This is a genomic window from Microbacterium sp. GQ128 (assembly GCF_059758615.1).
Map to the genome: position 1 here is coordinate 389,197 of NZ_JCAXDY010000002.1, position 22,391 is coordinate 411,587.

Annotated in this window: 18 protein-coding genes; 12 read left to right on the plus strand and 6 right to left on the minus strand. The window is 68.4% G+C overall.

Features of this window, described 5'->3' with window-relative positions; genetic code table 11:
• Positions 1-3: 3 nt before the first annotated feature.
• On the plus strand, positions 4-267 hold the full coding sequence (locus AC6CHX_RS07890) for a hypothetical protein (RefSeq protein ID WP_498272346.1): 264 nt from the start codon (positions 4-6) through the stop codon (positions 265-267).
• Between the two features lie 76 nt (positions 268-343).
• On the opposite strand, the gene AC6CHX_RS07895 is transcribed toward AC6CHX_RS07890, so the two are convergent.
• Entirely contained in the window at positions 344-1,048 is a 705-nt protein-coding gene (locus AC6CHX_RS07895; protein WP_498272347.1) for a hypothetical protein, read from the minus strand.
• Positions 1,049-1,273: 225 nt separating this feature from the next.
• Here AC6CHX_RS07895 and rpsF point away from each other — a divergent pair, with 225 nt between their 5' ends.
• From rpsF to AC6CHX_RS07925, 6 genes are all read left to right on the plus strand, one after another.
• Complete coding sequence (gene rpsF, locus AC6CHX_RS07900) at positions 1,274-1,642, plus strand: 30S ribosomal protein S6 (RefSeq protein ID WP_029264265.1); 369 nt, start codon at positions 1,274-1,276, stop codon at positions 1,640-1,642.
• Positions 1,643-1,647: 5 nt separating this feature from the next.
• Entirely contained in the window at positions 1,648-2,163 is a 516-nt protein-coding gene (locus AC6CHX_RS07905; protein ID WP_021201451.1) for a single-stranded DNA-binding protein, read from the plus strand.
• 77 nt (positions 2,164-2,240) lie between these two features.
• Positions 2,241-2,495 (plus strand): 30S ribosomal protein S18, encoded by a 255-nt coding sequence (rpsR, locus tag AC6CHX_RS07910; protein ID WP_017829850.1) that lies wholly within the window; start codon positions 2,241-2,243, stop codon positions 2,493-2,495.
• A gap of 11 nt (positions 2,496-2,506) precedes the next feature.
• Positions 2,507-2,959, plus strand: a complete 453-nt coding sequence (rplI, locus tag AC6CHX_RS07915; protein ID WP_136042503.1) for a 50S ribosomal protein L9 — start codon at positions 2,507-2,509, stop codon at positions 2,957-2,959.
• A gap of 296 nt (positions 2,960-3,255) precedes the next feature.
• Positions 3,256-4,971 (plus strand): arginine--tRNA ligase, encoded by a 1,716-nt coding sequence (gene argS / locus AC6CHX_RS07920; RefSeq protein ID WP_498272348.1) that lies wholly within the window; start codon positions 3,256-3,258, stop codon positions 4,969-4,971.
• 373 nt (positions 4,972-5,344) lie between these two features.
• Complete coding sequence (locus AC6CHX_RS07925; protein ID WP_498272349.1) at positions 5,345-5,815, plus strand: hypothetical protein; 471 nt, start codon at positions 5,345-5,347, stop codon at positions 5,813-5,815.
• A gap of 287 nt (positions 5,816-6,102) precedes the next feature.
• Here the strand turns inward: AC6CHX_RS07925 and AC6CHX_RS07930 are convergent, their stop codons facing one another.
• Together AC6CHX_RS07930 and AC6CHX_RS07935 are read right to left on the minus strand one after the other, a co-directional pair.
• Positions 6,103-7,881: a chaplin family protein gene (locus AC6CHX_RS07930; RefSeq protein WP_498272350.1), complete on the minus strand. Its 1,779-nt coding sequence runs from the start codon at positions 7,879-7,881 to the stop codon at positions 6,103-6,105.
• 103 nt (positions 7,882-7,984) lie between these two features.
• Positions 7,985-8,989: a hypothetical protein gene (locus AC6CHX_RS07935; RefSeq protein WP_498272351.1), complete on the minus strand. Its 1,005-nt coding sequence runs from the start codon at positions 8,987-8,989 to the stop codon at positions 7,985-7,987.
• A 530-nt stretch (positions 8,990-9,519) separates the two neighbouring features.
• On the opposite strand from AC6CHX_RS07935, the gene dnaB reads away from it, so the two are divergent.
• The 3 genes from dnaB to AC6CHX_RS07950 all read left to right on the plus strand — a co-directional run bounded on the left by dnaB (position 9,520) and on the right by AC6CHX_RS07950 (position 16,301).
• A complete protein-coding gene (gene dnaB, locus AC6CHX_RS07940) occupies positions 9,520-10,893 on the plus strand; it encodes a replicative DNA helicase (RefSeq protein ID WP_136041971.1) in 1,374 nt (457 codons plus the stop codon).
• A gap of 202 nt (positions 10,894-11,095) precedes the next feature.
• On the plus strand, positions 11,096-14,311 hold the full coding sequence (locus tag AC6CHX_RS07945; RefSeq protein WP_498272352.1) for a GH92 family glycosyl hydrolase: 3,216 nt from the start codon (positions 11,096-11,098) through the stop codon (positions 14,309-14,311).
• A 40-nt stretch (positions 14,312-14,351) separates the two neighbouring features.
• A complete protein-coding gene (locus tag AC6CHX_RS07950; RefSeq protein ID WP_498272353.1) occupies positions 14,352-16,301 on the plus strand; it encodes a glycosyl hydrolase 2 galactose-binding domain-containing protein in 1,950 nt (649 codons plus the stop codon).
• A 79-nt stretch (positions 16,302-16,380) separates the two neighbouring features.
• On the opposite strand, the gene AC6CHX_RS07955 is transcribed toward AC6CHX_RS07950, so the two are convergent.
• Genes AC6CHX_RS07955 through AC6CHX_RS07965 form a run of 3 tightly spaced genes read right to left on the minus strand, consistent with a single transcriptional unit; the run spans position 16,381 to position 20,089 of the window.
• Positions 16,381-18,330: a glucosidase family protein gene (locus tag AC6CHX_RS07955; RefSeq protein WP_498272354.1), complete on the minus strand. Its 1,950-nt coding sequence runs from the start codon at positions 18,328-18,330 to the stop codon at positions 16,381-16,383.
• Positions 18,331-18,353: 23 nt separating this feature from the next.
• The gene (locus tag AC6CHX_RS07960; protein WP_498272355.1) at positions 18,354-19,196 is read right to left on the minus strand and encodes a fumarylacetoacetate hydrolase family protein; all 843 of its coding nucleotides are present in this window, start codon (positions 19,194-19,196) and stop codon (positions 18,354-18,356) included.
• 32 nt (positions 19,197-19,228) lie between these two features.
• Positions 19,229-20,089: an SMP-30/gluconolactonase/LRE family protein gene (locus tag AC6CHX_RS07965; protein WP_498272356.1), complete on the minus strand. Its 861-nt coding sequence runs from the start codon at positions 20,087-20,089 to the stop codon at positions 19,229-19,231.
• Positions 20,090-20,187: 98 nt separating this feature from the next.
• Between AC6CHX_RS07965 and AC6CHX_RS07970 the strand changes: the two genes are divergently transcribed.
• Positions 20,188-21,483 (plus strand): enolase C-terminal domain-like protein, encoded by a 1,296-nt coding sequence (locus AC6CHX_RS07970; protein ID WP_498272357.1) that lies wholly within the window; start codon positions 20,188-20,190, stop codon positions 21,481-21,483.
• Positions 21,484-21,490: 7 nt separating this feature from the next.
• Complete coding sequence (locus tag AC6CHX_RS07975) at positions 21,491-22,357, plus strand: NAD-dependent epimerase/dehydratase family protein (protein ID WP_498272358.1); 867 nt, start codon at positions 21,491-21,493, stop codon at positions 22,355-22,357.
• The last annotated feature ends 34 nt before the right edge of the window (positions 22,358-22,391 follow it).

A 22,391-nucleotide genomic window follows, 5' to 3' on the forward strand; every position in this document is an offset into this window, starting at 1 on the left:
ACCGTGGAGCCGGAGTACGAGATCGAGTTCCGCTGGAAGGAGCAGGTCTTCTACTGGGAGGGATCTCGCGGTCTGCTGTTCGACGGCGGATGGGGCGTGCAGCCTCTCGTCACGTACTTCCCTGACGCTGCGAGGTGGGCCGAGATCGTCCCGGAGTGGGCGCGCGACAGGCGCGAGATCGTGCTGCAGCGGCTCCTGGACCATGGCCCGTCGCACCGGGTCGAAGTGACCGACGTGTACTCGTACCCGATCGGCGTCACCCGGTAGCCGCTGCGCGCGACCGCCGGCCCCGAACGCACTGCGGGCCGAGGCAGCAGCCCCGGCCCGCAGCATCCGCTCTGGATCAGACCGGTGCGACGATGTCCTGCTTCACGTCCCACTCGGTGATCTCCATCGAGATCTCGACGGACTGGCCCTCGACCGAGGCGGTGCTGGTCATCGCGAGGTTGACGTAGTCCGCGGTGACCTCGAAGACGACGTCGACCGCGGTGCCCTGCTGCTCGATCGTGCCGGAGACGAGGTAGACCTCTTCACCCAGGCGCTCGCCGGTACCGGTCACCGTGAATTCGCCGGTCATGGCCTCGGCTGCCGTCGTCGGGTCCAGCGACGAGATGTCGGAGGCGGCGGCGCTCAGCGCGGCGATGACCGGGTCGCTCGACTTCGGATCGGCGGGCTGCCACTCGCTCGTCGCCGACTTCACCCAGACGTCGTCGCCGATGGCGATCAGCGAACCGGCCGGAGAGGTCGACTCGAGGGCCTTCTCGGATGGGTTGAACTTGGCCGTCGACTCGATGCCCATGACGTCGGTCTTCGCTGCGTAGCCCGCCGTGCCCGACATGGCGTCGGAGATGCAGGTGCTCAGTGCCTTGCCGTCGACGGTGGCGCCGTCCTTGAGCTCAGGGCAGTCCGTCGCCGGAGCCTCTGCTTCCTGCGAAGCGCCGCTGCTGGGCTTCGATTCGGCCGGCTTGTCGGACCCGCCCGCCGAGCATCCGGTGAGCAGCACGGCGGCGGCGAGAATCACGCCGACCCCCCATTTGTTGACGCGCATGGCGTCCCCCCTCTGGTCGAGTGCCGGCGACTGTCACAGGCACGCCCTCCAGCATGCCAAGGGTGAGCTCCGACCCGTGCGGGCGACACGGAGGAATGTCCGCTAGACTGTCGAGGTTGTCTGCCTTCCGGCGTCCATTCGGGATTCCTGGGGCGGGCACGTGCACACACCCTCCTGCTCCCGGGAAAGTCCCGAGAGCCGTTCTAGTCCGAAGGAGGTGGGTAAGTGACGCACCAGTACGAACTCATGGTCATTCTGACTCCCGAGATCGACGAGCGCCAGGTCGCACCTACGCTCGACAAGTTCCTGAAGGTCATCACCAACGATGGTGGCTCGATTGACAAGGTCGACATCTGGGGTAAGCGCCGTCTGGCCTACGAGATCCAGAAGAAGAACGAAGGCATCTACGCCGTCGTCAACTTCACCGCTACCAGCGAGGCCACGCAGGAGCTCGACCGTCAGCTGAAGCTGAACGAGCAGATCATGCGCACCAAGGTCCTCCGCTCGGAAGAGGCTCAGGCGATGGTCGCTTCGGAGGCCAAGCGCTCCGAAGAGAAGGCTGCTCGCAAGGCCGCCAAGGCTGCGAAGGCCTGACGTCCATGGCCGGCGAAACCGTCATCACCGTTGTGGGAAACCTCACGGCCGACCCCGAGCTGCGCTACACGCAGAACGGGCTGCCGGTGGCGAACTTCACCATCGCTTCGACGCCTCGGAACTTCGACCGTGCCGCGAATGAGTGGAAGGACGGCGATGCGCTGTTCCTCCGTGCATCCGTCTGGCGCGAGTTCGCCGAGCACGTGGCGGGTTCGCTGACGAAGGGCATGCGCGTCATCGCGCAGGGCCGTCTGCGTCAGCGCTCCTACCAGGACCGCGAGGGCAACCAGCGCACCGCTATCGAGCTGGAGGTCGACGAGATCGGCCCCTCGCTCCGGTACGCGACCGCGCAGGTCACCCGTGCGGCCTCGACCGGCGGTGCCGGCGGTGCCGGTGGCGGCGGACAGTCTCGCCCGGCGCAGCAGCAGGTGTCGGAAGAGCCGTGGTCGACCCCCGGTTCCTCGACGAGCGCAGATGCCTGGAGCACTCCGGGCAGCTTCGGCGACGACACCCCGTTCTGAACAACTTCTGGCCCTGAGCTCGGCCCCACTTGGGTCCCTGAGCTTGTCGAAGGGCCGCTCATCACTAAGGAAAAACAATGGCTGGAAAGTCGAGCGGCGACCGCCGCAAGCCGCGGAAGGGTGGCAAGCCCACCGCTCCCGCGAAGTCCATCCGGGTCGGTGTCATCGATTACAAGGATGTCGCCACCCTTCGCAAGTTCGTCTCGGAGCGCGGCAAGATCCGTGCCCGTCGTATCACCGGTGTCTCGGTGCAGGAGCAGCGTCTGATCGCCACGGCGATCAAGAACGCGCGCGAAATGGCGCTCCTGCCCTACGCTGGCGCCGGCCGGTAAGGGGTATCGAGATGGCAAAGCTGATTCTCACGAACGAGGTCGTCGGGCTGGGTAGCGCCGGCGACGTTGTCGAGGTCAAGAACGGGTACGCCCGTAACTTCCTCATCCCGCAGGGCTTCGCTACGGCGTGGACCCGCGGTGGCGAAAAGCAGGTCGCTTCGATCCAGGCCGCGCGTCAGGCACGCGCGATCCACGATCGTGACGACGCTGTCGCACTGAAGAACGCTCTCGAGGGCACCAAGGTGCGCCTCACGGTCAAGGCCGGCAAGGAGGGTCGTCTCTTCGGCTCCGTCAAGACCGACCACGTCGCGGATGCTGTCGCAGCCGCCGGCCTGGGTTCGATCGACAAGCGCAAGGTGCATATCCCGTCGCCCATCAAGGTGACCGGTGACCACGAGGCGACCGTGCGTCTGCACGAAGACGTCACCGCAGTCATCACGCTGCAGGTCGTCGCCGCCAAGTAAGGCACTTCCCGGAACGCCCCCTGTCCTTCGGGACAGGGGGCGTTCTGTGTGTTCGGGGTTCGTCCTCGCGGCCGGCCGTGGGCCCGTGTCGTGCCGGGTGCGAGGGTACGGATGTCGGGAGGATGCACGGATGTCGGAGGAAACGCGGCAGTTCGCCCGACAGGTGTGCGAACTCCCGACATCCGGCACCGAGTTCGCGGAGTAACGTGATACTCGCCAGTGGGGGGCTCGCTAGATCGCTCCGCCGCGTCCCGTCGGCCAGCCCGTCGCCGTTCAGACCAGGAGAATGAGCAACCATGAACTCGAGCCCGATCGAAGCTGTCGAGAATGCTGTTCGAGGGGCTCTGCGCGCCGCCTTCGGCGAGATGGATCAGCCGCTCGATCCCCAGGTGCGACCCTCGGGCTTCGCGGACTTCCAATCCAACGCCGCGCTGGGTCTCGCGCACACCCTCGGCCGGTCTCCCCGCGACATCGCGGCAGAGATTGTCGCCGGATTCCCGCCGTGCGCCGAGATCGAAAGGGTCGAGATCTCCGGTCCGGGCTACCTCAACGTGTGGATCGCCGATGAGTGGCTGAGCCGTCGCATCGTCGAGACGCCCACAGCGGACGAGGCCGCGGGGGAGACCGTGGTGATCGACTACTCCTCCCCGAACGTGGCCAAGCAGATGCACGTGGGGCACCTGCGCACCACGATCGTCGGCGACGCCCTGGCGCGCATCCACGAAGCGCTCGGGAACACCGTCATCCGCCAGAATCACATCGGCGACTGGGGCACCCCGTTCGGCATGCTCCTCGAGCACGTCGTCGATGTCGGAGCGGAGGTCGCGGGAAGTTACACCGTGGCTCAGATGGCCGACCTCTACCAGGCGGCTCGGCAGCGTTTCGATCAGGAGGACGGGTTCGCCGACCGCGCGAGAGGGCGAGTCGTCAAGCTCCAGTCGGAAGATCCCGAGACCATCGCGGTGTGGCAGCATCTGGTCGACTCTTCGATCGACTACTTCACGGAGACGTACGGTGTTCTCGGCGTCACGATGCAACCGCAGGACATCGCCGGCGAGAGTTCCTACCGTCACGAGCTCGATGGGATCGCCGACGAGTTGACCGCCAAGGGCCTGACCAGAGTGAGTGAAGGTGCGCTCTGTGTCTTCCCGGACGGGTTCACCTCACGAACTGGCGCTCCGCTCCCGCTGATCATTCGCAAGAGTGACGGCGGTTACACCTACGCGGCGACCGACCTCGCGGCGATCCGTCGCAGGGTCTCGGCGTTCGGCGCTTCGCGTCTGTTGTACGTCGTGGGAGAGCCGCAGCATGTCCACTTCATGATGCTCTTCGCGGCAGCGCGCGCCGCCGGTTGGCTCCCGGAGACCACGCGCGCGGAACACGTTCAGATCGGAAACGTGCTCGGCGGTGACGGGAAGATCCTTCGCTCCCGGAGCGGCGAGACTCCCTCGCTCGCATCGGCTCTCGTGGCGGCTGTCGAGTCGGCGGAAGCGCAGTTGCGCGAAGGCGATGGACCTGTGGATGAGGACCACGTTCGAGACGACGCGCGGATCATCGGCGTCGGAGCCCTCAAGTTCGCAGACCTGATCACCCACCACGACGCCGAATACGTCTTCGACATCGAGCGGATGCTGAAACCGCAGGGTCAGACGGGCCCCTACGTGCAGTACGCCGTCATGCGCATCAAGAGGATCCTCGCCCGAGCGGGAGAGGCGGCTCCGCGGGATGCGGTCGTGCGGATCGCGGCTCCGCAGGAACGGGTGCTCGCCCTCCGGCTCTCGGACTTCGAACGCGTGACATCGGATGCCGCCCGCCTCTCCCAGCCGCATCTGATCGCAGAGCATCTCGTGTCTCTCGCGCAGTCGTTCAACGAGTTCTACGACCGGTGCCCTGTGCTCAAGGCGGAGCCGCCCGAGCTGCGCGACTCTCGTCTTTCGCTCTGTGGGCTGGCGGCTGCGCAGCTGGTGAAGGGTCTGGGGTTGCTCGGCATCGACATCCCGACGGCCATGTAGTCGGCCATCCTGCATCCGCTGCCGTGCGTCCGGCCCCGGGCGCGGAAGGTACGGATGTCGGGAGGATGCACGGATGTCGGAGGAAACGCGGCAGTTTCTCCCGACAGGTGTGCGAACGTCCGACACCTGGCACGGATCGGCGACGTTCGGCAGGCGGAGGGACAGGGTGCAGGGGGCGCTCCACGACCGGTATCGGCCGAGGGCACCACGGTCCCCGCCGCGTGCAATACCTAGACGAAGGTCGTAGTCGGGCGGCGGAAGTCTATTCGAAGGTTGTCGGCCTTTCGGCGTAATGAGTGGGCACCCGGCGCCGTCTCCCACTGTGAGGGTTGTCCGGTCGAAAGGGGGTCGGGCTGCAGGAGGGGTGTGGCAGATGGTGACTGATCGACGTCGCGTGGAGCGGCTGTTCGAGGAGTTGGAGGCCGAGAGCGGCGCCGACGTCGGGTCCTTCGTCGACCGGGTATCGGCGCTTACCGGCATGGACATCGAGATCGATGTCCTCGATGACGAGGAGTGGACGACCATCGCCCCGTTCGTCCTCGCCGAGGGCGATCGCGTCCGGATACCCGTCCGCGGCTCCGATCCGCGATGGTTTCGGCTGCACGTGGTGACCCATGAGCTCGCTCACGTGCTCTGCGGGCACACGCGATGCGAACCTCTGCCGATGGCATTCGAGCAGTTGCGGATACCGGCCCGTTCATGCGCTCTCGCTGTATCAGGCGACGGGTCAGGAGGTGCCCCTTCCACTATCTCGGAGGCAGAGGCCGACCACGAGGCCGAGGCCGAAGAGCTCGCGTTACGCCTGAGTGCGTTCGTCCGCGCCCCGAGCCTGGCGCACGCCTAGGCGCCCTCTGACCAGAAATCGTGGGGCACCCGTCGGGAGCATCCGTCGCGGACGGGCGCGGGTGGGCGTGTCCTCCCGACATCCGTCTGAACTCCCGACAAGTGGACCGAGGGGCGGCCGCGGAGGGCGCGACGGATGCCCCGTGGTGGGGTCCACGGGGCATCCGCCCTTGTGGCGCCGGCGTCGAGCGACGAGCTGGGGACCCGTCGGAGTGGGGATGGACGCGGCGGCGCACCGGCGGTGCGGGGTCTCCTCCCCCGAGGACGACCGCACCACCGGCGTCTTCGCTACGCCATCAGCCGACGGCGTCGCAGGAGTCCCGCACCTGCGAGGAGGAGCAAGGCCGCGGCGAGTGCGATCAGCCCTCCCGTCGGGGCGCCGCCGGTCATGGCCAGCGCTTCCGCCTGCCCGATGGTCACCGCGCCGGAGGCGGCGGTGGCGGCACCGGACGACGTGCCCGGGTTCGTGCCGGGGTCCGTTCCGGGATCGGTGCCCGGGTCAGTACCCGGGTCCGTTCCGGGGTCGGTTCCCGGGTCCGTTCCGGGGTCGGTTCCCGGGTCAGTGCCGGGGTCGGTTCCCGGGTCAGTGCCCGGGTCGGTACCGGGGTCGGTGCCGGGGTCCGTTCCCGGGCCGGGATCGGTCACCGTCGCCTCGCCGACCACCGAGATGGCGTTCCCGCCGATCGTGATCGGCAGCGTCACCGGCAGCCCCAGCTGGGTGCCGCCGAGGATGCCGTCGGTTCCGGTGGTGGTGTTGCCTCCAATGGCGGGGGTGGTGGGCGCCGTGGCCCCGCCGGTGCCGGTGACGGTGGCGTCGTCGAGAGCGGAGATCGCGTTGCCGGTCACGGCCACGGGGGCGGTGATGGGCGCGGTGATCTGGGTGCCGCCGAGGATACCGTCGTCTCCGGTGGTGGTGTTGCCTCCTGTGGCGGGGGTGGTGGGTGCGGTGGTTCCACCGGTGCCGGTGCCGGTGACGGTGGCGTCGTCGAGGGCGGAGATCGCGTTGCCGGTCACGGCCACGGGGGCGGTGATGGGCGCGGTGATCTGGGTGCCGCCGAGGATGCCGTCGTCTCCGGTGGTGGTGTTGCCTCCTGTGGCGGGGGTGGTGGGTGCCGTGGTCCCGCCGGTGCCGGCCGTGCCGGATCCGGACGACGCGCTGTCGCCGAGCAGGGAGATCGCGTTGCCCGACACCTTCACGGGTGCCGTGACGGGTGCAATCGCCTGCGTGCCGCCGAGGGTCGCGTCCTCACCCGAGGTTCCCGCCGTCGTGGCGGGAGCGGAAGAGCCGCCGGTGCCGGCCGTGCCGGATCCGGTCGACGCGCTGTCGCCGAGCAGCGAGATCGCATTGCCCGACACCGTCACCGGTGCCGTGACGGGCGCGATCACCTGGGTGCCGCTGCCGATCCCGTCGTCACCGGACGTGGCGCCCGATGTGGTCGGCGCAGAGGATGCCGGTGCTGCGGCTGCCTCTCCGCTCGACGGGGCGCTCTCGGTGTCGCCGAGCACGGACACGGCGTTGCCTGTGACCGTGATCGGGGCGTTGACCGCGAGCAGTGCCTGCGTGCCCGAGAGCACGCCGTCCACTCCGTTCGTGGTCACGAGAGGCGCCCCGGCCGGGGTCTCGGCCTGGGGAGCCGAGTTCTGGGGAGTTGCGGCCGGGGCGCTGGTCGATGAGCTGTCGTCGAGCACGCTCACCGCGTTGCCCGACACCGTGACGGGGAGGTTCACGGTCACGACGGCTTGGGTGCCGGATGCCGTGCCCGAGGATCCGCTGGTCGTCGGAGCGGGAGCCGGAGCCGGAGCGGGAGCCGGAGCCGGAGCGGGCGCGGGAGCTGGGGCCGGCGCGGGAGCCGGTGCGGGGGCGGGCGCCGCGACGACGTCGCCGAGCACGGAGATCGCGTTGCCGACCGCCGAGATCGGTGCCGTGATCGCTGTCTCCGCCTGTGTGCCGGAGAGCAGTCCGTCTTCTCCGGATGTCTCGGCCGCGTTCGCGGCCGTCGCACCGAGGAGCGTGATGCCCCCGGCGAGGAGCGTGCCCCACAGGGCTCGCTTGAGGTAAGTGCGCATGATCGTTTCTCCTGACTGGATGGATCGTCTGATGGGTGCGCGCGATCAGAGTGCGCGCGCAGCACGGCATCTGTCGTTCCCGGGGGAACGACGTGACGGACCGTCAGTCAGGAGAGACGTCGGTGTCGGCGACCGGCGACGAAGGAAGCACGTCGTCGGATGCGCCGGATGTCCGCTCGCCAGCACGGAGCGGAGCAGGCGCCACGTCGCCGAGGCGCGCGTGGGCAGGGCTGGAGCCTCCACCGGGACCGGCGGAGGAAGAAGCGGGTGCAGGGGCGCCCGGCGGGTTCCCGGAAGAGGAGCCGGCGGGCGCAGTCGCGGTGTCATGCGCGGCGGGAGCAGACTGCGAGCCCGCCAGGGATACGGCGGGCGACGACGAGAGGGCCGCTGCGTGCGCGGAAGAACCGTCCGAGGCGCCGAGCGCCGGCGCAGCGGCCGTCGCGGTGACGGCGATGCCGGGGACCGACGTCGTGGGGGTGTCGATGACGCCGTCGGTGCCGGTGGCCGGATCGGGTGTCGTCGGATCGAGCGCCTCGAGCACGGGCGGCACGGTTCCGTTCGTCACCTCTCCGAGAAGCGCGGTCGTGTCATCGACCACTCCGACGACGTCGTCCACGGCGGAGATCACGCCGAGATCGGAGACCAGGTCGCCGACCACGGGGACGCCCGCGACGGTGTCGAGGATCGGATCGGTGATCTGCGAGACCGGCGAATCTGTCAGGACCTCGGTGACCGGTGCGACGACCGCCTCCGCCGTCTCAGTGACGGCGTGCACGACCGGGGCGGTGGCAGGACCCACGACCGGGGTCTCGGCGACGGTCTGCGTCACGGTTTCGACGACCGCCGGAACGGCCTTCTGCACGGGGGCGACGACCTTCGTGACCACGGGTGCGACGACCTTCGACACGACGGGCGCCACCGGAGCGGTGACGGTCGACACGGTTTCATTCACGAGCGAGGTCAGCCCGTCGAGCGGCCCGTCCTGCTGCTCATCCGCGTGCGCGGAACCGCCGCCGAGGAGGACGGTGAGCGTCGCCCAGGCGAGCGCTCCGACGGCACCCCAGAGGGCCACGGCAGGAACGCCGCGTCGGGTGGCCGAAACGTCCACGTCCACCTCCCCCTCCGAAGGCAACGTACGTCGATGCAGATGCGTCGATTGCGGGTGACGATACTCGCGAGGGGAGGTTCTGTCTAGGGGGTTTTGCGCGCGTTTCCGGGGATGTCGGGTTGTGACGCGCCCGGTGAAAACTCGGCTTGACTTTCCCCAGGTTCTACACATCCCCCTCCCGAGAGGGGCAACCTTCAATGTGCGATTTAAACTGATTCCCATCCACAGGCTGGGGAAACAACAAAGACCAGTTCAAACGGCATAAAAAAGTTTGAACTCTCACCCATCCACGGGGTTATCCACACCCGTTGTGCACAGACACTCCGGCTTTGTCCGCACGCTTTCCACATGGTTATCCACAGGCCGTGTTGCATGTGGAAACCGTCGCTCGTAGCGTGGGCGAGCGACCGAATGTCGGAGGCACCTGTTTCGCTGTGCGGAGCGGTTCGTCGGCCGAGAGCCACGCGGCCCCGCCGCCGAAGCGCCTCATCAGAACATCGCATCGGAAACGTCGCATCGAAGGGAAGACTGTGTCGATCGCCGACATCTCAGAGGAGCGCCTGGGAGGGCAGCGTCCGCCGGAGCGCACCCCTCCGCATGACCTCCTCGCGGAGCAGAGCGCGCTGGGTGGAATGCTCCTCTCGAAGGATGCCGTCGCCGATGTGATCGAGACGCTCAAGGGCGCCGACTTCTACATCCCGAAGCACGAGCTGATCTTCGAGGCGATCCTCTCGCTCTACTCGCACGGCGAGCCCACCGACGTCGTGGCCGTCACCGACGAGCTGATCAAGACCGGCGAGCTGGGTCGCGCCGGCGGCGCCGACTACCTGCACACCCTGACCTCGATCGTCCCGACCGCGGCGAACGCCGGCTACTACGCGGGCATCGTCTCGGAGCGCGCGATCCTCCGCCGCCTGGTCGACGCCGGCACGCGCATCGTGCAGCTCGGCTACGCGGGTGAGGGCGACGCGACCGACATCGTCAACAACGCTCAGGCCGAGATCTACTCGATCACCGGATCCGAGACCGCCGAGGACTACGTCCCGCTGCAGATCGCCGTCGACGCGGCTCTCGAAGAGATCGAGGCCGCCAGTGGCCGCGACGGCTCGATGACGGGTGTCCCCACCGGCTTCCGGGAGCTCGACGAACTCACCAACGGCCTCCACGGCGGGCAGATGATCGTCGTCGCCGCGCGTCCTGCCATGGGTAAGTCCACGCTCGCGCTCGACTTCGCGCGCTCGGCATCCATCGGCCACAACATCCCCTCGGTCTTCTTCTCGCTCGAGATGGGCAAGAGCGAGATCGCGATGCGTCTGCTCAGCGCCGAGGGCCAGATCCCGCTGCAGAACATGCGCAAGGGAAACCTCGACCCGCGCGACTGGACCACTGTCGCCGCGACCCGAGGCCGCATCAACGACGCGCCCCTCTACATCGACGACAGCCCCAACATGACGCTCGTCGAGATCCGCGCGAAGTGCCGTCGCCTCAAGCAGCGCGAGGGCCTGCGCATGGTCATCATCGACTACCTGCAGCTGATGACCTCGGGCAAGCGCGTCGAGTCGCGTCAGCAGGAGGTCTCGGAGTTCTCGCGAAGCCTCAAGCTCATCGCCAAGGAGCTGCAGGTTCCCGTGATCGCCCTGTCGCAACTGAACCGTGGTCCCGAGCAGCGCACCGACAAGAAGCCTGCGATCAGCGACCTCCGTGAGTCCGGCTCGATCGAGCAGGACGCCGACATGGTGATCCTGCTGCACCGCGACTCGGTCTACGACAAGGACGTGCGGCCCGGCGAGGCCGACCTGATCGTCGCCAAGCACCGTAACGGTCCGACCGCCACGATCACCGTCGCGTTCCAGGGCCACTACTCGCGCTTCATGGACATGGCCCCGGGCGGCGACTTCAACTGACCGTAGGAAGTTCGCAGCGCACCACGGACATCTCCGGTCGTTCCCTACGGGCACCCCACTCCGGGAAGGCTCCACGGGGTGCCTCGCCGTCGACACGGCGGAGGCCCCCCGGGGATCGAATCGCAGTGCCGTCGTAGGTGACTCTTGTGGCACCCTCGGAACAACGTTATCTTGAGGGGACGACCTGAACCGGAGAACGACCGTGCGCACCATTCCTCGACCGATCGAGCCTGCTTCGCTCGCCGTCATTCCTGGTTCGGGTCCGCGCACGTCGTTGACCTCGCGTCCCGGCACCGGCGCCGTGAGTCCGACGTGTCTGCGCATTGAGGTTCCGAGCTCGGGCTACGGGCGCCTGACCGCCGACATCGCGTTCACGACACGGACGTTACAGCCGGGCGATCTGCTCGAGTACTACGTGTTCGCCGAGTTCGTGCCAGGGCACATCCCTGACCACGGCGCGATGCCGTGGTGGGCCGGAGGATACGCGGCCACGGGAACCTCGATCGACCTCCTGTTCTCCGACGGGCGCCGTCTGGTGGACGCGGGAGCGCGCGACCATCACGGCTTCGGTGTCGATGCGGAGGACCAGGGACGATCCCGGAGCATCTCCGTCGATCAGTGGACGCGGAAGGAGGTCGACCTGTCGGCCTTCGCGGGCGCGAGCGTAGTATCCGCGCAGATCCACGTGAGTGCCCACGCCTCCGGATACGACGCCGCCGCATGGGTGGACGGGCCATTCCTCGCGACCGCGCCCCCTCCGAGCGAGGACGGGCCGGTAGGACTGGTCGATACCCGCCGAGGGACTCATTCGTCGGCGCGCTTCTCGCGAGGCAACACCGTCCCCGCCACGGCCCTCCCGAATGCGGGCGTGCTGATCATCCCGATGACGTCGAAGGACGACCTCGCGTGGCCCTATTCGTACCACCTGCACAACGACACCGACTGCTCGACGCCCTTTCGAGGAATTGCGCTGTCCCACACAGCCACGCCCTGGATCGGGGACTGGGGACGCCTCCACGTGCTTCCGGTGCCGGCGGACCTCGACGAGGTCGGAAGCCGCTTCCGCCACGCCGACGAGGTCGCTCGGCCTCACCAATACGCCATCCGTCTGGAAAACGGCATCGTCATGCGGATCGCTCCGGTCGCGACCGGAGCGATCGCCGTCGTCCACTTCGGCGAAGCGGGCGGAGCCCTCGTCCTCGACCAGGGACCGGCGGGCGGAGCGGTGCGCGTGATCGAGCGCGGCGGGCGCCCGGTGATCCTCGTCCGCAACGCACACGGGGCGGACATGATTGCCGGTGCTCCGGTCACCCACCACGCCATCGCGTTGGACCGTGCGTTCACAGTCGACGACCCACCGGCTCCGGACGCCTGGGCTCACAACCTGACCCTCCGGGTGGACGCGCCCTCCGTGACGCTGCGCCTGTCGACGTCGACGCTGGGTGCCGAGCAGGCGCTGCGACGCCTGGACGAGGCGGTGGCCCTGGACCTGACCGTCGAGCAGGCCGTGGCGGACGCGGCACAGGAATGGAACCGCCTGCTCGGTCGGATCCGAGTCGACGGCGCGAGCCGCGACCAACTCGTCACGGTGTACTCCTCGCTCCATCGCCTGTTCCTGTATCCGACCGCGCTGGGCGAGCACTCGGAGTCCGGTGCCGTGTCTCCCGACGTGTTCGCCTTCCGCCCCGAGACCGCGCCGACGGGCGATGTCGTCGCCGGTGACGTGGTCGTCAACACCGGCTTCTGGGACACGTATCGCACGGCCTGGCCCGCGTACGCCCTCTTCGCGCCGGAGCGCGCCGGGCACCTGCTCGACGGGATCCTCCGGCACTATCAGGAATCGGGTTGGATCCCGCGGTGGACCTCCCCCGGCTTCATCGACTGCATGGTGGGGACGAGCAGCGACATCGTGTTCGCGGATGCCGTCGCCAAGGGCGTCGAGCTGACAGACATCGAAGCGGCATACGACTCCGGCATCAAGAATGCGCTCGTGCCCTCCGTGGAACGCTCTGCCGGTCGGAAGGGTGCGGAGCGCGCCGTCTTCCGCGGCTACGTCGACGACACGGTCGAGGAGGGCCTGTCGTGGACGCTCGAGAACGCCATCAGTGATTTCGCGCTGGCGGAGCTGTCGCGGACGATCGGCGAACGGTTCGGCGACGAGCATCCGAGAGCGGCGGAGTTCCGGGCGAACGGTCTGTACTTCCGTGACCGCTGCCGCGCCTACGCGACGATGTTCGACCCGGTGAGTGGCTTCTTTCGGGGTCGGACGCCGCAGGGGGAGTTCTCCCTGCCCGTCTCGGCGTTCGACCCGCGCGTATGGGGCGGTGACTACGTCGAGACGAACGCGTTCGGCATGAATTTCACGGCGCCGCACGACGGCGCGGGACTCGCACGTCTGCTGGGCGGGCGCGACGGGCTTCGCCGTCGCCTCGACCTCTTCTTCGACACCAATGAGCGGGCCGACGAGGCCGTATGGGGCACCTATGCTCGCACGGTGCACGAGATGACCGAGGCTCGCGACGTCCGCATGGGTATGTTCGCTCCTTCGAATCAACCCGCGCACCACATCCCCTATATGTATGCGCACACCGATGACAAGGCGCGGATGCAGCAGATCGTCAGGGAGTCGGTGTCACGCCTGTTTCTCGGGTCGGAGTTCGGTCAGGGATACCCGGGAGACGAGGACAACGGCGAGATGAGCTGTTGGTATCTCTTCGGTGCACTCGGCCTTTACCCCCTTGCTCCCGGATCGCGCGAGTACGTGATCACGACTCCGCTGTTCCCCGACGCGGAATTCGACGTCGCGGACGGGCGGACCGTACACATCCAGACGCGCTCCGACCGCGCGGAAGACGTCTTCATCCAGCGTGTACGCGTCGACGGTGAGGACTGGCACGACGTGACAATCGACCACGACCGTCTGCGCTCCGGATGTCGCATCGAGATCGAGCTCGGCAGCATCCCCTCCGACTGGTTCGGCGGGAGCTACCCCGCGTCCGTCACGCAGGACGACGAGCACGTGCATCCCTTCGTCGACATCATCGACCCGTCAGCGACGGTGACCGGAGACGCCGACGACGTCCGTGCGTTGCATGACGACGACGCGAGCACGGAGACCGTGGTCACCGCGCAGGGTTCCGTGCGCATCGTCACAGAGCAGGTGAGTGCGGTGCGGCTGTACACCCTGACGTGCGGGGCCCAGCCGGAAAAGGGGCCGTCGCGCTGGGAGGTGTTCGCCGAGGACGCCACGGGCGCCCGGCACCTCCTCTGTGCGGAGAGCGGTATTGCTTGGCGATGGCCGCACGAGACGCGCGTCTTCGTCGTGCCGGAACCGCTGAGCACGCACATACACCTCCTCCGGATCGGCGATCGCGAACCTCGTTCGCTCGCCGAGCTCCAGCTCCTCGCCGCCCGCTGATCCGACCCGAGCACGCTGCACTCCCATGAAAGGTATCCCCATGACGCGCACCGTCGTCGATCTGGCCTCGCTCACCTGGACCCTCGAGGGCTGGCGCCCCGGGGAGTGGGAGCTGGCCTCCGCTGTAGAGACAGCGGTGTCGCGCAGTTGCGACATCGGCCCGGCCCCCGCCCGATTCCCGGGTTCCGTGCGCGGTGCGCTGTTGGAGCACGGGCTGATCCCCGATCCGGCGATCGGGCTCCAGTCCCGGACGAGCGAGTTCATCGAACACCGGCACTGGGTCCTGCGCGCGACGCTGCCGGCGGATCTGCCGCCCGGCGAGCTCGAGCTCGAGTTCGACAGCCTGGACGGACCCGTCGTGGTGTTCATCGATGGCGTGCGCCGTGGCGAGACGGACAACTCGTTCCTGCCGCTGCGGATCGATCTCGGAGAGGCCTCGTCGCATTCCGGGGCCTCGATCGCGCTCGTGTTCCTCACCCCACCTCCTTATCTGGGGCAGATCGGGCGCACCTCCGAGCTGCGGGACTGGCGTCCGCGCTTCAACTACGGATGGGATTGGACGCCGCGCGTCGTTCAGATCGGTCCGGCGCGTGCCGGGCGGCTCACCGTACGCCAGGGTGTGCCCGCCCCGACGGACCTGATCGTGAGGACGGCGTTCATCGCCGAGACCACGGCGGAGACCACCGCCGGAACCGGAACCGGAACCGTCAGCGGCTCAGGAACAGCGAACGCCGGTGCCGAGCTGCGGATCGGGCTGCTGTCGTCCGAGGGAGATGCTGTCGCAGAGACGAGCGTCACGGCGGACGCGGACGGATCGTTCCAGTTCAGGCTGACGGCGGACGGCGTGACCGGATGGTGGCGGACCGGGTGCTGCTACGTCGTGCGAGTGGTGGAGGCCGAACAAGGTCAGGCGATCGAACGCCGGATCGGGTTCCGCGACGTCCGCTGGCAGAGCAACCCCGAAGCCCCGGAGGACGCCGAGCCGTGGCTGCTGCACGTCGACGGCGCACCCGTCTTCATCCGCGGCGTCAACTGGGTCCCGCTGCGGGGCGACTACGCCGACGTCGCGCTCGAGGAGTATCGGCAGCGTCTGGAGCAGTACCGCGACCTCGGCGTGAACCTGCTGCGGGTCTGGGGCGGCGCCGCCCGCGAGCGCGACGAGTTCTATGAGATGTGCGACGACCTCGGGCTGCTCGTGTGGCAGGAGCTGCCGCAGAGCTCCTCTGGGCTCGACAACCACCCGCCCACGGATGCTGCGTACGCCGCAGAGCTCGCGGAGATCGCGGAGCACTACGTTCGGACGCTGCACCATCACCCCTCCGTGATCGTGTGGAGCGGGGGGAACGAGCTCGCCGGCGCCCCCGGTGAACCGACTCCCGGCACCCCGCTCACGTTCGACCATCCGGCGCTGCACGCGGCGAAGGCGGCCATCCGCACGATCGACCCCGACCGCAAGATCGTGCCCACCTCACCGACCGGACCCCGGTACGTCGCCGACGAGAGCGAGTTCGGGCAGGGGCTGCACCACGATGTGCACGGGCCGTGGGTGGTCTCACCCGAACCGGCGGAATGGGAGCGGTACTGGCGTGCCGACGATGCGCTGCTGCGCTCGGAGGTCGGCGTCGCGGGGGCGAGCGGGATGGATCTGCTCGAGAAGTACGGCATCGACGGCACGAACGCCGAGCAGCGGGCAGAGCTCTGGCGGCACACCTCCAACTGGTGGTTCGATCGCGAGGACGTGCCGGAGACGGACCTGACCGCCTGGGTGGAGAAGAGCCAGCGCGAGCAGGCGACCGCCCTGTCCGTCGCAGCGTCCTCGGCGATGGACCGCTTCCCCGCGTGCGGCGGCTTCATCGTCTGGATGGGCCACGACTCCTTCCCCTGCGCGATCAGCCTGGCGGTCGTCGACTACGAGGGAAGGCCGAAGCCTGCAGCCCGCGCGCTCGGCCAGGTGTATGGCCGCACCCTTGCGGCCGAGCGCCGGGGCTGAGCCAGCATAGCCACTGAGGCGGGGTGATCGGTGCGGGCCGCGACCGATCACCCCGTCTCCGCGATCCTCGTCGCGGCGGTCAGCTGTCGGAGCGCTCCATGATGAAGGATCGCGACATCGTGAACGTGGCGACCCCATCCCGGTCGACCTCGAGCTCACGCGACTCCGCACCGACGAGTGCGTATCGCGCACCGGGAACGAGCCCGGCGACGCGAACGCTGCGAGGCAGGTCGTCGGCCAGGCGCAGGAGGACGCGCTCGGGCGAGTGCGACAGCTCGATCGTTCCCCAGCGCGCATGGAACGGTTCCTCCCGCATCGGGGTGATGGACACCGACGTCAGGTCCAGGTCCAGCCCGCACAGGCCTTCGCGGAGCAGGTTGTCCGTCAGATCCGGATACTCGTGGTACCCGTCTGGGCGCACCAGTCGCCCGTCCTCGGCGTAGCGCTCCGGCATCCAGACCCGATCGAGCAGATCGCCCCGCACCGGCTCGAACAGCGCTCGGAATGCTGCGGCGTCGCCCATCGCGCGTCGTGCGAGGAGGTCCGCCCACCACAGTCTCCCCATCGCGATGTCGGAGTCGCCGACGTTGCCGCCGTAACAGTCCGCGGCAGTGTACGGCCGAAGGCTCACATACGTGCCCCTGCCGCCGGGGTGGGTGAGGGGATGGTTGTCGAACAGGTCGACGATGCGGCCGGCCTGTTCGGGCGTGGCGGCGCCTGTGGCGATCGCGAGGTAGTTCTCGGTGTCGACATGGTCGTCGAGCATCGTGCCGTCGGAAGCGATGCTGGTGACGAAGTGGTCGTCGGAGGCCGCCCACAGTGCGCCGAACCCGGCCTTCACGCCGCCGGCTGCGGCCTCGAGTCGATCGCCGATGTCATCGCTGGCTACTCGGGCGGCACCGGCGGCCCGGCGGAAGGTCCGCAGTGCCATCGCGTTCGTGTCCAGCGTGATACCGCCGCGCCGGAAAGTGTCCGCCCAGAGGGCCCCGGTCACGGAGAGCAGGCCCGTCTCAGGGTTGCGCTGCCGGAGAAGCCATGCCGCTGCCCGTCGGAGCCCGCGTGCCCAGACGTCCTGGAGCCACTCGGCGTCGCCCGTCGCGCACGCGATCTCGATCGCCGCCTCGAGGAGGAACATGTTCGGTCCGGGTTGCGGTGAGCCGGAGATGGCGAGGTAGAGGGGCTCCTCACCGTCGAAGTGGTGCGGGACGAGGCCGTCCGGCCGGATGCCGTCGACGGAACGTTCGACGATCATGCGCGCTTGCTGCTGCAGGAACGGGATGCCGGAGAAGGCGAGCGCGGTCGATGCGCTCCACGCGTCCGGATCGAAGAACGTGTGCAGCGTCCCGTAGGCACGCTCCGGGGCGAAACTCGTCGGATACGTGCTTCCCCGGTGCTCGATGCTGCCCAGACACGGCACCTCGGACGCCCACAGCGCGAGCCGATGCGCGCGAAGGTCCCGCGGATCGGAATAGTCCACGGCATTCTCGAAGAGTCGCGGTGCAGGGTCCGACGCGTCGAGGATCCGGATGACGACGTCTCGGGTTTCTCCCGATTCCATCGCGACCGGTTGAACGTGGTCGGCCGGGTCCCAGGCTCCGTCGCTGACGCGTCGGGAATGGTCGCCGATGGTTCCGGTGACGACGACCGAGAGCACGAAGGTCTCCTGGTTCCATCGGCAGACCACGGCGGAGGAGGACGCGTCGTCGAGGTGCACGACGCGACTGTCGCTTGTCGACATCGCGTATGCCGTGAGCAGGGTGGCCTGCGGCGCGATCCACCGGTGCGCGTCACCGAAGCGCTGCACCACGCCCTCGTCGTACAGCGCGACGCCGAAGGGGTGACCGAGATCGATGTCGACGACGACGACGCCTGAGATCTCGGTCAGCGCCGTGAGCGTCACCGTGACGGAGAGGTCGCGTCCAGCGGCCGCGTCGGCGACCTCGACAGTGTGATCGACGTGCAGGAGGTCGTCCGCGACGGCGGTGCGGAGGGTAACGCCGGTCTCGTCTCCGCAAGTCACGGTGCGCAACCCAGCCGTCCGACGGCGGCCGCTCATGTGAAGACCTGCCGTTGCGTTCCCAGGCCGTCGATGGAGAGCTCGACGATGTCTCCTCGCTGCAGGTAGGGGAAGCGGCCGGACAGGGCGACGCCCTCCGGAGTTCCCGTGAGCACCAGGTCACCCGGTTCCAGCGCCATGTACTGGCTGAGATGCCACACGATGTGGTCGACGTCGAAGATGAGGTCGGCGGTCGTCGAATCCTGTCGGGGCTCGCCGTTGACGAAGCTCCGCAACCGCAGCGCGGAGGGATCGACGTCGTCGGTCGTGACGAGCCACGGTCCGGTCGGGCTGAACGCGGGGGAGCACTTGCCCTTCGACCACTGGCCGCCCGACTCCTCCAACTGGTGCGCCCGTTCGGAGACGTCGTTGACGATGACGAATCCGGCGATGTGGGCGCGAGCGTCCGCGGCGTTCGGGAGAGCGTAGGCGTGCCGACCGATGACGACACCCAGCTCGACCTCCCAGTCGGTCTTCGTGCTGTGCGGCGGGATGGGCACGTCGTCGTTCGGGCCGGAGATCGTGTTCGGCGTCTTCAGGAAGACGACCGGAGCGGTCGGTGGTTCCGCTCCGGACTCGGCCGCATGCGCGGCGTAGTTCAGCCCGACGCAGATGATCGCGCTCGGCCGCGCGATGGGGGAGCCGGTACGGAGCGTCTCTGCGCCGTCCAGGAGCGGGAGGGAGCCGGCCGCCAGGGCGATGCGCACACGCTCCAGTCCGCCTGATTCCAGGAAGGCTCCGTCGATGTCTGCGGTCAGTCCACGCAGGTCGAACGTCGAGCCCTGCGCGAGGGCGACGGGGATTTCTGCGCCGGGAGTGCCGAGTCGTGCAAGTTTCACGAGTGCCTTTCGTCGAGTGTCGATGGCGGCTGTCAGCCGAGGAAGAGTGGTCGGGCGTCGCCCCGGACGCCGGTGTCGTCGATCGCGAGGACGGCGCCGTCGAGCGGATGCGTCCGGCGCTCCGCGGTCGCGGTGGTGACGAAGAGCACGTCGCCGTCGCGGCCGCCGAACGCGCAGGAGGTCGGTCGGAAGACCGGCAATGCGACTCGGCGCATCACGTGGCCGTCGGGGTCGAGCCGGATGACGGCGCCGCCGTCCCACATCGCCACCCAGAGGCAGCCCTCCTCGTCGAGGCAGAGCCCGTCGGGTAGTCCGTCCTCCGGTGGGAACTCCGCGATGGTGTTCGCGCGCTGCGGCAGCCCTTCGTCGTCGATGTCGAATGCGACGATCTGGGAGCGCAGACTGTCGGCGAGGTACAGAATTTCGCCGTTCGAGCTCCACGCCATTCCGTTCGGGAGGGCGAGCCCGTCCCAGATCGTCGTGACCGTGCCGTCGCGGTCGAGGAGATGCAAGCTGCCAGCTCCGTCGGTGCCGTCCACGTGCGTGCTTCCCGCGATGAGGCGTCCGTGCGGGTCGCAGCACGCATCGTTCATGCGGTGCCGATCGTCGAGTACCTGGATCTCCCGCGGGACCTCGCCGCTGCGCCCGACCCAGGCGATGCCGTGCAGGGTCGTCGCGAGCCACCCGCCGTCCGAGCGCGGTGCGATGGCGCTCACGTATCGTCCGAGCTCAACAGTCGACGTCTCCCCCGAGGGGAACGAGGAGACGTGGATCCGCCCGACGGGCATGTCGATCCAGGCCACGGACGACTCTTCCGTCAGCCAGATCGGACTCTCTCCGACTGCGGCTCCGGCGTGCGTCAGGGCTGCGGGCGGGGCGGTATGTGCGGGCATGGGCTCAAACCTATTCATACATATGAACTCGGGTTTAGTATAATGAACAGCGAGATCGTATCAAGGATCGCCCACGCATTGGCTCATCGAGGAGAATCATGCCTGCATCCCCGCCCGTCGAATCACTTCCCCGGCCTCTGGCGCACGCGCCCTGGGACACGGAGGACCGGTCCGTCCGCGTCACCCGCGTCTCCGTCGTGACCACGGCTCCGTCCGGTGCGCCGCTCATTCTCGTCAAGGTGGAGACCGATCAGCCGGGGCTCATCGGATGGGGGTGCGCGAGCAGCCCGCAGCGCCCGCTCGCCATCATCAACGTGATCGAGAACTACCTCGGCCCGATGCTGATCGGTCGCAACGCCCTCGACATCGAGGACTTCCACCATCTGATGGAGCTGAGCCCGTACTGGCGTGGCGGGGCGATCGAGAACAACGCGCTCGCGGGCCTCGACATCGCCCTGTGGGACATCAAGGGCAAGGTCGCCGGGCTGCCGGTGCACCAACTCATCGGGGGCAGGACACGTACCCGCATCCCCGTCTACGGCCACGCCCACGGGGGCTCGCACGCCGAGGTGATCGACAGCATCCGCGATTTCGTCGAGCGCGGATACACGCACGTGCGTGCCCAGGTCGCGATCGCGGATGCGGATACCTACGGTGCACACGGCGGTGAAGACGAGGGCGCGCTCGCCGCGATCCGCGCCAGGTCGGTGCCGTGGCTGTCGCGGGCGTACCTGCGCGCGGTTCCGCCGCTGTTCGATGCGATCCGCTCCGAGCTCGGATTCGACGTGGAACTGCTGCACGACGTCCATGAGCGGCTCGCGGTCGTCGACGCCATCCAGCTGGCCAAGGACCTCGAACCGCATCGCCTGTTCTTCCTGGAAGACGCGATCGCCCCCGAGGACCTCTCCTGGTACCGCGAGATGCGGCAGGCGACCTCGACCCCGCAGGCGGTGGGGGAGACCTTCGCGGATGCCGCCACATTCCTTCCCCTGGTGACCGATCGACTCATCGACTTCGCGCGCGTGCGGATGGGCGCCATCGGAGGGCTGACCCCGATGGTCAAGTTCGCGCATCTCTGCGAGTTCCACGGCGTGCGCCTGGCGATCCACGGCCCGGGAGACATCTCGCCGATCGGGCACGCCGCCTCCATCCACGTCGACGCGTCCTCGCGAGCCTTCGGCATTCAGGAATCCGTCGAGTACTCGGATGCGGTGCGCGAGGTGTTTCCCGGGGCTCCCGTGCTCGATCGCGGTGCCTTCCACATCCCTACGGTGCCGGGAATCGGTGTCGAGGTCGATGAGGCGGAGGCGGCGCGCTATCCGATCCCCGACACCCTGACCTACGAGACCTGGTCGTTGCTGCGGCATGGCGACGGCTCGCCCGCGCGGCCGTGAGGGTGTCATGCGAATTCTGATGACCGGTGGAGCCGGACTCGTCGGGCGCGCCGTGGTCGCACATCTGGCGTCGCTCGACCACGAGATCATCTCCCTCGTCCGCAGGCCCTCGGCGGAGCCGCTGCCAGCGCAGGTGTCCGAGCGGATCGCGGACGCCACGGATGCGGCGGCGGTCGACGAGCTCATGGCCGAGCAGATCGATGCCGTGGTGCACTTGGCGGCGATCCCCTCGCCCGGGGACCGGACCGCCGTCGACCTGGTCGCGGCGAACACGATGGCGACCCTCGCGGTCCTGGAGGCGGCGGCACACCATGACGTCAAAACGGTGGTCCTGGCATCCAGCATCTCCGTGCTCGGGATGGCGTGGTCGCCGGAGATGATGCACCCGGTCTTCGTGCCGGTGACGGAGGAGCACCCGCTTCGACCCGCCGAGGGGTACGGCCTGAGCAAGGAGATGGATGAAGCCGCAGCTCGCATGGCGGCACGTCGATGGGGTCTCTCGGTGGTCTCGCTCCGCCTTCCGTTCACGGGCACAGCCGAGATGATCCGCGAGCGCGCTGCTCTGGCGGAGTCTGACGACACTTCCCGTCTCGCCCTCGCGAAGGAGCTCTGGGCGTACCTCGACGTGCGAGACGCGGCGCGTGCCGTCGAGCTCGCCGTCGCCGCGAGTCGCGCAGGTAGGCTGACGGGGGCACATGTGCTGAACGTGGTCGCCGACGACGTTCTCCTCGACGACGACATCGCCGATCTCCTGGAGCGCTGGCATCCGCGGACGCCCGTGGTGGGGCAGCTGAACAGGGGCGCATACACGACCGGTGCTGCCGCGGAGAAGATCGGTTTCCAGGCCGTACATCTGCTCGGGCACTCGTCATGACGCGCTGGCGATGCGGGTCGGCCCTGAGGGAGGG

What these genes read in the sequence shown, in the direction of transcription:
- AC6CHX_RS07895 (WP_498272347.1), bottom strand. Translation starts at nt 1,048, where the DNA reads ATGCGCGTCAACAAATGGGGGGTCGGCGTGATTCTCGCCGCCGCCGTG.
- AC6CHX_RS07905 (WP_021201451.1), top strand. Translation starts at nt 1,648, where the DNA reads ATGGCCGGCGAAACCGTCATCACCGTTGTGGGAAACCTCACGGCCGAC.
- rpsR (WP_017829850.1), top strand. Translation starts at nt 2,241, where the DNA reads ATGGCTGGAAAGTCGAGCGGCGACCGCCGCAAGCCGCGGAAGGGTGGC.
- rplI (WP_136042503.1), top strand. Translation starts at nt 2,507, where the DNA reads ATGGCAAAGCTGATTCTCACGAACGAGGTCGTCGGGCTGGGTAGCGCC.
- argS (WP_498272348.1), top strand. Translation starts at nt 3,256, where the DNA reads ATGAACTCGAGCCCGATCGAAGCTGTCGAGAATGCTGTTCGAGGGGCT.
- AC6CHX_RS07925 (WP_498272349.1), top strand. Translation starts at nt 5,345, where the DNA reads ATGGTGACTGATCGACGTCGCGTGGAGCGGCTGTTCGAGGAGTTGGAG.
- AC6CHX_RS07930 (WP_498272350.1), bottom strand. Translation starts at nt 7,881, where the DNA reads ATGCGCACTTACCTCAAGCGAGCCCTGTGGGGCACGCTCCTCGCCGGG.
- AC6CHX_RS07950 (WP_498272353.1), top strand. Translation starts at nt 14,352, where the DNA reads ATGACGCGCACCGTCGTCGATCTGGCCTCGCTCACCTGGACCCTCGAG.
- AC6CHX_RS07965 (WP_498272356.1), bottom strand. Translation starts at nt 20,089, where the DNA reads ATGCCCGCACATACCGCCCCGCCCGCAGCCCTGACGCACGCCGGAGCC.
- AC6CHX_RS07970 (WP_498272357.1), top strand. Translation starts at nt 20,188, where the DNA reads ATGCCTGCATCCCCGCCCGTCGAATCACTTCCCCGGCCTCTGGCGCAC.
- AC6CHX_RS07975 (WP_498272358.1), top strand. Translation starts at nt 21,491, where the DNA reads ATGCGAATTCTGATGACCGGTGGAGCCGGACTCGTCGGGCGCGCCGTG.